Origin of the sequence: Paraburkholderia sp. BR10872 (assembly GCF_040965835.1) — a bacterium.
In the GTDB taxonomy this organism is placed as follows: Bacteria; Pseudomonadota; Gammaproteobacteria; order Burkholderiales; family Burkholderiaceae; genus Paraburkholderia; species Paraburkholderia nodosa_A.
Window position 1 is genome coordinate 1 of sequence record NZ_JBFRCN010000014.1, and the last position, 13001, is coordinate 13001.

At 65.8% G+C, this 13001-nt stretch carries 15 protein-coding genes; 8 read left to right on the forward strand and 7 right to left on the reverse strand.

The genetic code is table 11. The features are described from left to right. From AB4Y43_RS13460 to AB4Y43_RS13480, 5 genes are all read left to right on the forward strand, one after another. Window positions 1-839, forward strand: an 839-nt coding sequence (locus tag AB4Y43_RS13460) for an amidase family protein (RefSeq protein ID WP_368727994.1), incomplete at its 5' end; no start/stop codon positions are given. A 140-nt stretch (window positions 840-979) separates the two neighbouring features. Beyond that, complete coding sequence (locus AB4Y43_RS13465; protein WP_368616655.1) at window positions 980-1231, forward strand: ferrous iron transport protein A; 252 nt, start codon at window positions 980-982, stop codon at window positions 1229-1231. Then, the gene (locus AB4Y43_RS13470) at window positions 1228-3075 is read left to right on the forward strand and encodes a ferrous iron transporter B (protein WP_368616654.1); all 1848 of its coding nucleotides are present in this window, start codon (window positions 1228-1230) and stop codon (window positions 3073-3075) included. Before AB4Y43_RS13465 ends, AB4Y43_RS13470 begins: the two co-directional genes overlap by 4 nt. Further along, entirely contained in the window at window positions 3072-3374 is a 303-nt protein-coding gene (locus tag AB4Y43_RS13475; protein ID WP_368616653.1) for a DUF6587 family protein, read from the forward strand. The genes AB4Y43_RS13470 and AB4Y43_RS13475 overlap by 4 nt, the downstream gene beginning before the upstream one ends. Window positions 3375-3502: 128 nt before the next feature. Continuing rightward, window positions 3503-4297 (forward strand): CDP-diacylglycerol diphosphatase, encoded by a 795-nt coding sequence (locus AB4Y43_RS13480; RefSeq protein ID WP_368616733.1) that lies wholly within the window; start codon window positions 3503-3505, stop codon window positions 4295-4297. Window positions 4298-4320: 23 nt separating this feature from the next. Here the strand turns inward: AB4Y43_RS13480 and AB4Y43_RS13485 are convergent, their stop codons facing one another. Further along, complete coding sequence (locus AB4Y43_RS13485) at window positions 4321-4827, reverse strand: MarR family winged helix-turn-helix transcriptional regulator (RefSeq protein WP_368616652.1); 507 nt, start codon at window positions 4825-4827, stop codon at window positions 4321-4323. Window positions 4828-4893: 66 nt separating this feature from the next. Between AB4Y43_RS13485 and AB4Y43_RS13490 the strand changes: the two genes are divergently transcribed. Further along, the gene (locus tag AB4Y43_RS13490) at window positions 4894-5370 is read left to right on the forward strand and encodes a carboxymuconolactone decarboxylase family protein (protein ID WP_368616651.1); all 477 of its coding nucleotides are present in this window, start codon (window positions 4894-4896) and stop codon (window positions 5368-5370) included. 220 nt (window positions 5371-5590) lie between these two features. On the opposite strand, the gene AB4Y43_RS13495 is transcribed toward AB4Y43_RS13490, so the two are convergent. Beyond that, complete coding sequence (locus tag AB4Y43_RS13495; RefSeq protein ID WP_368616650.1) at window positions 5591-5818, reverse strand: hypothetical protein; 228 nt, start codon at window positions 5816-5818, stop codon at window positions 5591-5593. Between the two features lie 51 nt (window positions 5819-5869). After that, entirely contained in the window at window positions 5870-6016 is a 147-nt protein-coding gene (locus tag AB4Y43_RS13500) for a hypothetical protein (protein ID WP_342946738.1), read from the reverse strand. 22 nt (window positions 6017-6038) lie between these two features. Between AB4Y43_RS13500 and AB4Y43_RS13505 the strand changes: the two genes are divergently transcribed. After that, window positions 6039-6371: a hypothetical protein gene (locus AB4Y43_RS13505; protein ID WP_368616649.1), complete on the forward strand. Its 333-nt coding sequence runs from the start codon at window positions 6039-6041 to the stop codon at window positions 6369-6371. Window positions 6372-6461: 90 nt separating this feature from the next. On the opposite strand, the gene AB4Y43_RS13510 is transcribed toward AB4Y43_RS13505, so the two are convergent. The 3 genes from AB4Y43_RS13510 to galU all read right to left on the reverse strand — a co-directional run bounded on the left by AB4Y43_RS13510 (window position 6462) and on the right by galU (window position 9647). After that, complete coding sequence (locus AB4Y43_RS13510; RefSeq protein ID WP_368616648.1) at window positions 6462-7790, reverse strand: ATP-binding protein; 1329 nt, start codon at window positions 7788-7790, stop codon at window positions 6462-6464. Continuing rightward, the gene (locus AB4Y43_RS13515; RefSeq protein ID WP_028202613.1) at window positions 7787-8524 is read right to left on the reverse strand and encodes a response regulator; all 738 of its coding nucleotides are present in this window, start codon (window positions 8522-8524) and stop codon (window positions 7787-7789) included. Before AB4Y43_RS13515 ends, AB4Y43_RS13510 begins: the two co-directional genes overlap by 4 nt. Window positions 8525-8702: 178 nt before the next feature. Next, window positions 8703-9647, reverse strand: a complete 945-nt coding sequence (gene galU / locus AB4Y43_RS13520; protein WP_368605481.1) for a UTP--glucose-1-phosphate uridylyltransferase GalU — start codon at window positions 9645-9647, stop codon at window positions 8703-8705. A 317-nt stretch (window positions 9648-9964) separates the two neighbouring features. Here galU and AB4Y43_RS13525 point away from each other — a divergent pair, with 317 nt between their 5' ends. Then, window positions 9965-10810 carry a helix-turn-helix domain-containing protein gene (locus AB4Y43_RS13525; protein WP_368728043.1) on the forward strand — a complete coding sequence of 282 codons (846 nt, stop codon included), beginning with the start codon at window positions 9965-9967 and terminating at the stop codon, window positions 10808-10810. A gap of 164 nt (window positions 10811-10974) precedes the next feature. Here AB4Y43_RS13525 and AB4Y43_RS13530 read toward each other — a convergent pair whose 3' ends face one another. Beyond that, window positions 10975-12984 carry an acetyl-CoA carboxylase biotin carboxylase subunit gene (locus tag AB4Y43_RS13530; RefSeq protein ID WP_368727995.1) on the reverse strand — a complete coding sequence of 670 codons (2010 nt, stop codon included), beginning with the start codon at window positions 12982-12984 and terminating at the stop codon, window positions 10975-10977. Between the last annotated feature and the right edge of the window lie 17 nt (window positions 12985-13001).

Below are 13001 nucleotides of genomic sequence, written 5' to 3' on the forward strand. Positions count from 1 at the left end.
CGCAACGCCGCTATCACGACCCGCAGGCCGTCGTGCCGATCAGCCATACGCGCGATACGGTCGGGCCGATGGGGCGCACGGTTGCCGATGTCGCGCTGCTCGACGCCGTGATTACCGGGCACGGGCCGCTCTCGCCGGCCGCCGTGACGAATCTGCGCATTGGCCTGCCCGCGCCGCTGTGGGAAGGCCTCGAAGCCGCGCTCGAAGACGTGGCGCGCGCCGCGCTCGCGAAGCTCGAAGCCGCGGGCGTCACGTTCGTACCGGTCGAAATGAGCGAGCTGCTCGCGCTGAACGACCGCGTGAGCTACGCGATCGCGCTGCACGAGCCCATCGACGATCTCACAGCATGGCTCGTTGCGAACCACGCACCGGCACAAACCGTGGCCGAAGTCGCCGTGCGCATTGCGAGTCCCGATGTGCGCGCGGCCTACGACGCCGTGCTCGCCGACGCGCGCGGCGGCGACTATCACAGCGCAATGACGGTGTGGCGGCCGCGTCTGCAGCAGCTCTATGCGCAGACTTTCGCGGCCAGCGGACTCGACGCGCTGCTCTTTCCTACGACGCGGCTCGCCGCCGTGCCGATCGACGAGCTGAATGGATCGTCTCGCGTGTCGATCGACGGCGCGGCGCCGATCGACGAGATGGAGGCGTATCTGCGCAACACCGATCCCGCGAGCAATGCCGGCATTCCAGGTCTCGCGCTGCCCGTGGGTCTTGTCGACGCGCGCTTGCCCGTCGGGCTCGAACTCGACGGACCGGTCGGCGGCGACCGCAGGCTGCTCGCGATCGGTCTCGCATTCGAAGCGATTCTCGGGACGCTGCCTGCGCCGGAAATTTGAGCGCACACGGCACCGCTACCCCGCCTCGGCCGCGGGTTCCCCGCCCGCATCGACGGAGCCGAGGCGCATTTACCGCCACAATGCCGGCGCTGCGCTACAATGAGAACGGTTCTCATTCGTTATAAGCAAGCCCCCCACCTATGCGTCTGACCGACCTGTCCAAAGGAGCGACCGCCCTCGTGGAGCGTGTCGAGGATATCCGTGCCCCCGACCCGATCGCGCAGCGTCTGCGCGACCTCGGCTTTGTTCCCGGCGAGCCCGTGCGCGTGGTTGCGCGCGCAGCCTGGGGCGCGGACCCGCTGCTCGTGCAGATCGGCTCGACCCGCTTTGCATTGCGCCGCGCGGAAGCGCAGCGCGTGAGCGTGACGACGGACGGGGAGGCCGCGCAATGAGCCTGGCTCCGGTTGCGCCGCTGCGCGTGGCGCTCGTCGGCAATCCCAACTGCGGCAAGACCGCGCTCTTCAATCTGCTGACCGGCGCGCGCCAGAAGGTCGCCAATTACGCGGGCGTGACGGTCGAGCGCAAGGAAGGGCGCTTCGCCACGCCCTCGGGCCGCAAGGTGCAACTGCTCGATCTGCCGGGCGCTTACAGCCTCGACTCGACAAGCCCCGACGAGCGCGTGACGCACGACGTGCTGCTCGGCCGCTACCCGGGCGAGGCCGCGCCGGATCTCATCGTCTGCGTGGCCGATGCGACGAATCTGCGCCTGCATCTGCGCTTCGTGCTTGAAGTACAGCGCATGGGGCGCCCGATGGTGCTCGCGCTGAACATGATGGACGCAGCAAAGCGCCGCGGCGTCGAGGTAAATGTGGGCGAGCTTGCGCGCCAGCTCGGCATGCCCGTGGTCGAAACCGTGGCCGTGCGGCGCGGCGGCGCGCAAGCGCTCATCGAGCTGATCGACCACACGACGCCTGAAAAACCGCAGGCGCAAGCAGCAGCGGCGGCCGACGACCTGCACGGCACGGTGCGCGCCATCCTCGCGAGCGCCGTGACGATGCCGCGCGCCACCGACGCGCGCGACGACGCCATCGACCGCTTCGCACTGCACCCCGTGCTCGGCCCGCTGATCCTCGCGTTCGTGATGTTCCTCGTGTTCCAGGCCGTGTATTCGCTCGGCAAGCCGCTCACCGATGCCATCGGCGACGGCTTCACCTGGCTCGGCGCGGCCGCCGGTACGGCACTGCCCGAGGGCCCGCTGCGCAGCCTCGTGACGGACGCGCTGTTCGGCGGCGTCGGCACCGTGCTCGGCTTTTTGCCCGAGATTCTGGTGCTGTTCTTCTTCATCCTCGTACTGGAGGAGTCGGGCTATCTGCCGCGCGCGGCCTTCCTGCTCGATCGCATGATGGTAGCGGTGGGGCTCACCGGGCGCTCGTTCATTCCGCTACTGTCGAGCTTCGCGTGCGCGATTCCCGGCGTGATGGGCACGCGCAGCATCTCCGACCCGCGCGACCGGCTCGCCACGATCCTCGTCGCGCCGCTCATGACGTGTTCGGCGCGCTTGCCAGTGTATGCGCTGCTGATCGGCGCCTTCATTCCGCACCGCATGATCTTCGGCGTATTCAACATGCAGGGCCTGGTGCTCTTCGCGCTTTACGCCGCCGGCATTGCCGGCGCGATGGCGGTGGGCTGGGTCATGAAGAAACTCCGCCGCGACCACCGTGAACACGCGCTGCTGATGGAGTTGCCCTCGTACCGGCTGCCGCGCCCACGCGACGTCGCCATCGGCCTGTGGGAGCGCGGCGCGATCTTCCTCAAGCGCCTGACGGGCATCATCCTCGCGCTCACGGTGCTGATGTGGTTCATCTCCACGTTCCCCTCGCCGCCCGCCGGCGCAACACTGCCCGCCATCGATTACTCCATCGCCGGCTATCTTGGCCGCGCGCTGCAATGGCCGTTCGCGCCGCTCGGCTTCAACTGGCAAATGAGCCTTTCGCTGATCCCCGCTTTCGCCGCACGCGAAACGGCGGTGGCCGCGCTCGCCACCGTGTACTCCGTGGCGGGCGGCGACGCGGACACCGCCGCGCTCGGCCACACGCTCGCGCAGAACTTCTCGCTCGCCAGCGCCCTCTCGCTGATGGTGTGGTTCGCATTCGCGCCGCAATGCATGTCCACGCTCGCCGTGATTCGCCGCGAAACGCGCTCGTGGCGCGCCGTCGTGGTCTCGTTCGGCTACATGTTCGTCGTGGCCTATGCGGCCTCGTTCGTCACGTATCAGGTCGCGAGGCACTTCGTATGAGCGCCGGACTCGTCGCGCAATATGCGGTGATCGCGCTGCTCGTGACCGCTAGCTTCGTCTATACGCTGCGCAAGCTTGCACCGAAAACGGCCACGCGCGCGCAGGCCGCCGTGGCCGCCGCACTGTTGCGCCCGCAACGTAGTGCATTCGCGCAGCGCCTCGGGCGCTTCGTGCAGCCCAAAGGCGCAACCGGCGATTGCGGCGACGGCTGCGGCACCTGCGGCACGTGCGGACCGACGCCTGCGGCAACGGACGCCTCGAACGCGCAACCGGTCACGTTTCATCCGCGCCGCAAATAAGCCTCGGCAACCGCGCACAAGCGACTGTCACGGGCATTGCGCTACACTGCGCGCAGCGTTGCGCCGCAACGCGTGCAGACTTCGCAGGGCGGCGCGTTTGATCGACTCAACCCAGACACTTCGTGCCGATGCGATCCCTGCGCCTTGCCCCTTTCATGCGGATGTCCCGGCTTGCCGTCGCCACGGCGGCGGTCGTTGCGCTCGCCGCCACCGGCGCGTGCGTGCGCCTCTCCGCGGTCGACTCCAACGGTCTCTGGCAAGTCGTCGGCGGCCAGTGCGTGCCGAATATGCGCGACAAGGGCAAGCCCGGCCCCTGCACCACCGTCGACTTCCAGAAGCGCTATGCCGTGCTCAAGGACATCGCAGGGCGTGCGCAGTATCTCGTGATTCCCACCGACCGCGTGGCCGGCATCGAGAGCCCCGAGATTCTCTACGGCGGCGCGCCTGAGTACTGGGTCGGCGCATGGGGCGCGGGACGTTTCGTGGAAGCGAAGCTCGGCATGCCGCTCGCCGGCAACCAGCTCGGCCTCGAGATCAACTCCTCGGAGCGCCGCACGCAGAATCAACTGCATATCCACGTCGATTGCATGCGCCCCGACATCACCAAAGCGCTCGCGCCGTATGCCGACATCGCGCCGGGCACGTGGCGCTGGACCACGCTCGACGGATCGCGCTACCGCGTCACGCGTGTGACGAGCCTCTCGGACAACAACAATCCTTTTCGCGTGGTCGAGCGCGATCTCGGCCCGCAACAGACCATGGCCGTGCAGACGATACTCGTGACGGGCGCCGGCCCCGATGCAAAGCACGACGGCTGGCTCGTCGTGAACAGCGGGCTCGATGTCGATGGCGGGACCGGCACGGCGGAAGGCCTGCTCGACCATTCGTGCAGCCTCGCGCAAGCGAAGAGTGCTTCGCAGTAACGCGCGGTCGAGCGCGGCTGCATTCAGCCCACGTCATCCTCGCGCGCGACGCTCACCAGCCAGCGGCGTATCACCTGCTCTTCTTCGGCCGTGAAGCCCGCGGCCATGCGCGCCTCTAGCTTCTTCACGCGCGTGCGGCACTGCCTGAGCAGCGCTTCGCCCTCATCGGTCACGTCGATCTGCTGAATGCGCCCATGCATTGCGTGCGGGCGACGCACGATCGCGCCACCGCGCTCCAGATTCGCGACGATCACGCTCACCGTTTGCGGCGTGAGCGCCGCGAGCCTCGCGAGATCGGCGCCCGAAATGCCGGGGTAGGCGGCCAGCATGGTCAGCACGACGAATTGCGGCGGCGTAATGCCCAGATCGTCGAGTGCGCGTTCCATGCGCAAGCGGTGCGCCGCGCCCGCCTGGCGCAGCAGGTAGCCGAAATAGCCCGCCTCGCCGCGCTTGCCCTCGCCGACCGCCGGAATAGCGCTCGTGGGTTCGCCCCTTTCCGAAACCGGGTCTTTCTTCACTGTCTTGCGCATGATGTCAGAGTTCGAATATGATGTTCGTGCTCTGATATTAACGCCCAGACTTCGCGAGGTCCAGTCATGTCCAGCACGTCTATCCGCATTGCTTACGAAACCTTCGCGCGCGACGCCGCCCCGGTGGCCGCCGCGCTCTCCGCCATGAGCAAGGCGGTCGATGCCTCGGGGCTCGAAAAGCCGCTCACCGAGCTGCTGAAAATCCGCGCCTCGCAAATCAACGGCTGTGCGTTCTGCATTCAGTACCACCTCAACATTGCGCGCGAGAAAGCCGTGCCGCGCGTCAAGCTCGATCTCGTGACCGCATGGCACGAGGCGCCGGAATACTTCAGTGAGCGTGAACGCGCCGCGCTGGCTTACACGGAAGCGCTGACCGCGAAGCTCCATGACGGTGTGAGCGACGTGCTCTACGAGGACGTGGCGCGCCAGTTTCCCGGCGAGCAGATGGCATTCTTGACCGCCGCCGTGGCGAATATCAATGCGTGGAACCGCATTGCGGTAGCGCTGCGCTTCGCGCCGCCGGTGCGCGACGCAGCAGCCTGAGGAAAGGAAAAGTAAGGATGGCACTAATTCCTTACCTGAACTCTTTCCTCGAATTACAAAGCCGCCCCCCGCGGCGAAAGACGACATACGATTGCGCCGACTGAGTGGCCTGACCAGCCGTCTCGGTCGGGAATCGACCATATCGCACATTCACCGGGGGGTTAAACATGTCGATAAGCGCGTTATCCAGCTCAAACTCACTGTATTCGACCTGGGCTGCTTACCAGGCAGAAGGGCAATCCACGAGCACCAGCCAGATGTCGGGCATGCCCATGGCTTCGGACGCCTCGTCGGACTCGAACAACGTCAATCCGCTTGCCGCCGCCATCGCCTCGGCGCTCTCGTCGCTCGGCTTCACCACGGACAGCACGGCCACCGCGTCCGCGAGCACCACCGGTTCTGATTCCTCGTCGAGTTCCACCGGTTCGACGTCGAGCACATCGTCCACGTCGCCCGATGCGCTTGCCGCCGCGCTCCAGCAATTCCTCGGCGCGCTGTTTCAGGTCGCCGCGCAACAGAGCGGCGTCACCACGACGGCCACGGGCGATAGCAGCGACAGCAGCAGCGCGGTTTCGTCGGCAAGCGCAACGTCTGCGACTACGGCTTCCAGCTCCAGCACGTCGTCCACATCGAGCGATTCGAGCACGACGACCACTGCCGCAGCGATGATGCCCCCGCCGCCTCCGCCGCCCTCGTCGGCAGGCGGTTACGGCAGCGATCTCGCTTCGGCGATCTCGAACCTCGCGCAGTCGCTCTCGTCGGCTTCGAGCAGCACGTCCTCCGATTCGAGCACGGCAAGCAGTTCGTCGAGCAGCAGCAGTTCGGATAGCGAATTGACGTCTGACTTCCAGAACCTTTTGACGGCAATGGGCGCCTCATCGAGCAGTTCGTCGAGCGGCACGACGTCCGAGCTTCAGCAATTCCTCACGACGCTCGCGAGCAACCTGCAGCAGCAGGGCTCGGGCGCCGCGAGCGGCCTGTTCGTCAGCACGACGGCCTGACCACGACGTCCACGAGCGCCCGCTTTTTCAAGCGTCGGCACGTTTGCGCGCCGGTCCGCGAGGGCTCGGCGCGTTTTTTGTTGTGGCGTATCAGCCGTGAGCGACAGGAAAGCTGAGCTGCACGAGCAGGCCGCCATCGGGGTGGTTTTTGACGTCGCATTGGCCGCCGCTATCGCGCACGAGCCGCGCGACGATGGCCAGCCCGAGGCCGCAGTGGCCTTCGCCGCCGCGCGCCGCATTCAGGCGTACGAACGGCCTCATCGCGGCGGGAATGCGCTCGGGCTCGATGCCGGCGCCGTGATCGCGTACGCGTATCAGGAACGATCCGTCTTCGATCGCCGTCGAGATTTCGATTGGCGGCGCGCCATACTCGAGTGCGTTATCGACGAGATTCGTGACGAGCCGGTCCAGCGAGACATGGGGCAGCTTGAACCGCGAACCGGCACGCAGATCGAGCACGAACAGCGGCCCGTTGCCGCCCTCGATTTCGTCAGGATTGCCAAACTGGCTTTGCAGAAAGCCGTCGACACTCAATAGCCTGCCCGCGTCGGGCGACTGCTGCGCGAACTCCAGAAACTGCTGGACGATGTGGGTGAGCGAATCGACGTCGCGCAGCATGCCGTTGCGCTCCGCCTCCTCTGCCATCAGGGTCGCGCGCAGCTTGAGCCGCGTGAGCGGCGTCTTCAGATCGTGTGCGATGCCGCTCAGCATCACCACGCGATCGTCTTCGGCCTCGTTCACGCAGCGCATCATGTCGTTGAACGACGCGCTCACGTCGCGCAGTTCGCGCGGCCCCTTGCCCTCGAGCGGCGCAATGCGCTCGCCCGTGCCGAACCGGCGCGCCGCCTGGGCGAGGCTCGCGAGCGGCTTCTGGATCTGCCAGGCAGCGAGGAACGACAGCGTGAGCGCCGCCAGCAGCATCGAAATCCCTTCGATGACAAAGCGCGGCGGCGGCGGAATATCGACCGGCACAACGACCCAGGACGTGCTGCCCGGAAAGCGCACCCACAGCTGCGGCGGGCGCCCGTCATCCACGGCGAACTGCGTGCCGGGCGGCAATTGTTCGCGCAGATGGCGCGTCAAGTCGACCAGCGGCCTGCGCGTCGGTTCGTGCAAGTGAACGTCCTTGGGCACGTTCCACACCGGCACGCGGTGCACGCGCAACACGTCGCTCAGATCGCGGTCCTTCGGCGGCTCGAGCGAACTGCCGAGATGCACCGGGGGCGGCACCGTGCCGCCCCCGACGTGCTCTTCGCTCGCCACGCGTAGCGCGAGCAGGACGCCACGCGCAAAGCCATCGACTTCATGGCGCGGCGGCTGGCGGGCAAGCAGCAAAAACCAGCCCAGCTGCATGGAAAGCAAAACCGCGGCCGAGAGCAATGCCATGCGCCCGAACAGCGTATTCAACGGACTTCTCACTGAATTGCTGCGCCGTGCGCCTCCGAATAATTCGCCGGATCCGGCACGAATACATAGCCCTTTCCGCGCACTGTCTGGATATGACGCGGATTCGACGGATCGGCCTCGATCACGCGGCGCAGGCGCCAGATCGGCACGTCGAGGCTGCGTTCGTGGAATTCGCGCTCGTCGCGATGCACGATATCGTGGATCAGCGTGCGCGAAAGCACTTTGTAGGGATGTGTGGCGAATACCTTCAGCAACGCGAATTCGCTCTCCCTCAGCGGGATTTGCGTGTCGCCGCAGGAGAGCGTGCGCATCGTGAAGTCGAGTTCGAAGTCGCCGAACCGGTAGCGCCGGCGTGCCTCAGGCGCGCTCGCGGTGGACGGGCCGCGCCGCCGCAGGATATTCTGGATCCGCACGAGCAGTTCGTGCGGATCGAAGGGCTTCGGCAAATAGTCGTCCGCCCCCAGCGAGAGCCCGCGAATGCGATCGCTCACGGCGCCGCGCGCAGTGACGAAAATGACGGGAATGTCGTCGCCGGCCGCGCGCAAGGCGGCAATGGCTTCGAGGCCGTCGGTCTCCGGCATCATGATGTCCAGCACCACAATGGACGGTCGTTCGCGCTCGAGGCGGCGCTGGAGGTGGACGCCGTCGTGCAGCACGGCGGTATCGAAGTTATGCGAGCGCAAGAAGCGGCTCAGCAGATCGCGCACGACGGGATCGTCGTCGACAATGAGGACGCTGGGGTTCATGCCGCGATTTTAAAGCAGTGCGACGGGCGGAACCTTGCACGGTTTCTTACCAATCCTTTCCTTGCATCGCCTTGAAAAGGGTGGCATCGTTAGATCCCGCCCGGTCAAAGCGATGTCATGCTATCGAGGCTGCCCGTTCACGGGTAACGTTCAACTCTCCTGCGCAAACGGCATGGCTTCAATGTGCGAGCCCGGGCGCGACCGGCGCCGGTTGGCTCAGCATCGAACCCGCTGCCCACGCGTCCAGTTGCGCCGCGCCCATGCGCTCGCGCAGCCACGCATCGAAGGTTTCCTGCAATTCCGCATGCCGCAGGGCGAAGTCCACCGTCGCCTGCACATAGCCGAGCTTGGTGCCGCAGTCGTAGCGCTTGCCAACGAACTCATAGGCCAGCACCTGCTCCTCTTCACGCATCGAGTGAATGGCGGGAGTGAGCTCGATTTCGCCGTTGGCATCGGGTTTCAGCGCGCGCAAATGGTGGAAGATGCTCGGCATGAGCACGTAACGTCCGGCCACTCCGAAGCTCGACGGCGCCAGTTCGGGCGTCGGCTTTTCAATGATGCGGCTCACGCTGATCACGCGCTCGTCCCAATGCCGGCCGTCGATCACGCCATGACTCGTCGACTCCCACGACTCGAATTCTTCCACCGCAAGAACCGAGGAATCGTAATGGCTGAAGATATGGACCATTTGCGCGAGAACCGGAGGCTTGCCGTCGAGCAGATCGTCGGCGAGCACGACCGCAAACGGTTCGTCGCCAATCAGCTTTTCCGCGCAAAGCACGGCGTGCCCGAGACCGAGCGGTTCGGCTTGCCGGACATAGACGCACTCCACATTGGCCGGCTTGATGCTCTGCACGAGTTCGACGAGATTCTGCCGGCCGCGCGCCCTAAGCACGTGTTCGACCTCGTAGGACCTGTCGAAGTGATCTTCGATGACGCGCTTTCCGCGGCCCGTCACAAAGATAAGCTCGGTAATGCCTGCACCGATGGCCTCTTCAACGGCATATTGAATGAGCGGTTTGTCGATGACCGGCAGCATTTCCTTCGGGCTCGCCTTCGTTGCCGGCAGAAAGCTCGTATCGATTCCGGCCACCGGGAACACAGCTTTACGAACACCAAGCATGATGACCTCACCTGTCTGGTAGAGGGGCGGTACGGCCATGGTGAAGGGAGCGGGATTTGCCTTCCGACCCCGGATCTCACCATGTAGCGAATCCGCTCCGCGACGCGTTCCCAGGGTTCGGGCCTGAAAGGTCGGCCGAAGAGATAACCTTAATCATCGCACTGTTTTTGCGCGAAGTGCGCGCGAGTGAAGGCGGCCGCACCCGGCGCGTGCACTGCCTGCGCAACTCGGCGATTACATCACATGTAATTGGTGAGCCGCGCATGAGCGCCTATCCTCCACTGATGATCGAGTCCGCATCCAACCTGGGAGAACCGATGAACCCCACGCGCCCCGACCTGAACGCACCGCAAAGCGAACTCGGCACCCTGCTGCGCTATTGGCGGGATGCGCGCGGCATGAGCCAACTCGATTTGTCGCTGGACGCGGGGATTTCCCAGCGGCAAATCAGTTTCATTGAAAGCGGACGCAGCGTACCGGGCCGCGACACGCTGCTGACCCTTGCGCAGACGCTCGACGTGCCTCTGCGCGAACGCAACGCCTTGTTGCTCGCCGCCGGCTACGCGCCCGTCTATTCGGATGCGCCGTGGAATGCGCAGGAAATGCAGCATGTCGTGCGGGCGCTCGAGCGGGTCATTCGACAGCACGATCCGTTTCCGGCCATCGTCATGGACCGGCACTGGAACGTGCTGATGTCCAACGACGCCGCGCCGCGCTTCTTCGGCCACTTCTTCGATATGGCCGCGCACCCAGCCCCACGCAACTTGCTGCGTTTGATGTTCGATCCTCAGGGCATGCGCCCATTCCTCGCGGATTGGGAGAACGTTTCGCGAAGCCTTCTGCAACGCGTGTATCGCGAAGCGGTCGGCCGCGTGATCGACGACGAAACACGCACGCTGCTGGACGAATTGCTCGCGTTCCCCGGCGTGCCGGGCGACTGGAAAGCGCATCATGGATCGGGCGGCACGCCCACCATGCCGGTCATTCCGCTCAGTTTCATCGACGACGGCAGTGTGCTGCGCTATTTCTCGATGGTGACGAGCGTGGGCACGCCGCAAAACATCGCCGCCCAGGAATTGCGCCTCGAATGCATGTTCCCCGCCGACGACGCCACCGAAGCGCGACATCGAGAGCTGCTCGCCGCGCATGTGAAGGAACACTGAGCGGTTCTCGTCCGCGAAGCGCGAAAAAAAGGGCGCTCCGCTTTAGCAGAGCGCCCCAGGGCAAAACTCTAACATCGTTCTGCGGCTACAGGGGAGGCCGGAAGGAACTGCCCGGCCCTGCAAGTCAAACCGCTTCAAGCGGGTTAAGGCGGGTTAAAGCGGCATCAAGCAGCCTCGAGCACGAGCAATTGCGCGCCGTCGGCCACCTGGTCGCCTACGCCATACAAGACTTCGGTGACCTTACCAGCCGCAGGGGCGCCGATGGTGTGTTCCATCTTCATCGCCTCCATGACGATGAGCGGTGTGCCCTTCTCGACGACGGCGCCCGGTTCCACCAGCACGGCGATCACCTTGCCCGGCATGGGTGCGGTCAGACGGCCCTCGCCGTGCTCCGCGTCGGCCGCATGCGCGAGCAGGTTCTGCCACTCGAACGCCATCGCCGTGCCGAGACAGAACACATGAAACACATCGCCGTCGATGAATACGCGACCCGTCACGCGCTTGTCGCCGATGGTCGCGCCGTATTCGTCCACGCCCTCGCCGCGCCACCACGTGTAGCGCGCCGCGTGCCCCGCATAGGCGAGGGTTTCCTCGCCGCCGTCATGCGTATGGGCCACCGTGAATGCGGTATCGCTTTCGACGTCGCGCCAGGAGAGCGATTGCGCGAAACCGCTATTCAGGCGCCAGTGCGAAAGCGCGTGCCACGGTGACGCGCCATGCGCCGCGCCGCCCTCACGGCCCAGCAGCGCCGCACACGCAAGCGCGAGCGCTTCGCGAACCGGCTTCTGCTGCGGCGAGAACAACGCGTCATGGTTACGCTCGATCAGGCCCGTGTCGAGATCGGCGCTTGCGAATGGCTCACAGGTCACGAGCCGCTGCAGAAACTCAACGTTCGTATGCGGCCCCACCACCTCGCACGCTTCGAGCGCACGCTTCATACGCGCAAGCGCGTCCTCGCGCGTGGCGCCGTGTACGATCAGCTTCGCGATCATCGGATCGTAGAACGGCGTGATGGTGTCGCCTTCGCGCACGCCGCTGTCGATGCGCACGCTCGCGCGCTGGCCCGCGTCGCCGAGCCGGAACTCGACGCCCTCCGGCATGCGCAGATGCTTGAGCGTGCCCGTGGAAGGCAGGAAGCCGCGCGCCGGATTTTCCGCGTAAATGCGCGCTTCGAGTGCGTGGCCCGTGATCGAAAGCTCCGACTGCCCGAGCGGCAGCGGCTCGCCCGCCGCCACGCGCAACTGCCATTCGACGAGATCGAGGCCCGTGATCATCTCCGTTACGGGGTGCTCGACCTGCAGGCGCGTATTCATCTCCATGAAGTAGAAGTCGGCGCCCGTCATGATGAATTCGACGGTGCCCGCGCCTTCGTAATGCACCGCGCGCGCCGCGGCCACGGCCGCCTCGCCCATCGCGCGGCGCACGCCGTCTTCGAGGCCCGGCGCGGGCGCCTCTTCGAGCACTTTCTGGTGACGGCGCTGCACCGAACAGTCGCGATCGAACAGGTAAACCGCGCCGCCGTGCTTGTCGGCGAACACCTGGACTTCGACGTGACGCGGCCGCGTGAGGTACTTCTCGATCAGCACGCGGTCGTTGCCGAAGCTGCTGGCCGCCTCGCGCTTGCACGAAGCGAGCGCCGCCGCAAAGTCTTCGCTGCGCTCGACCACGCGCATGCCCTTGCCGCCGCCGCCCGCGCTCGCCTTGAGCAGCACGGGGTAGCCCATTGCATCGGCTTCGCGCTGCAGGAGTGCGGGGGCCTGTTCGTCGCCGTGGTAGCCCGGCACGAGCGGCACGGCCGCCGCATGCATCAGCGCCTTCGCGGCCGCCTTCGAGCCCATGGCGGCGATCGCCTCGACCGGCGGCCCGATGAAGACGATGCCGGCCGCTTGACACGCGCGGGCAAAGTCTTCGTTCTCGGAAAGAAAACCGTAGCCGGGGTGAATGGCCTGTGCACCCGTGGCGCGCGCCGCTTCGATGATGCGCTCGTAGCGCAAATAGCTTTGCGCCGCGGCCGCTTCGCCGATATGCACGGCTTCGTCACAGGCCGCGACGTGCTTGGCGTTCGCGTCGGCGTCCGAGTACACGGCCACGCTCTTCACGCCGAGCCGCCTGCAAGTTGCCGCGACCCGGCATGCAATTTCGCCGCGGTTGGCGATCAGGATTTTGTTGAACATGTGCTGTCCTCGCTTCG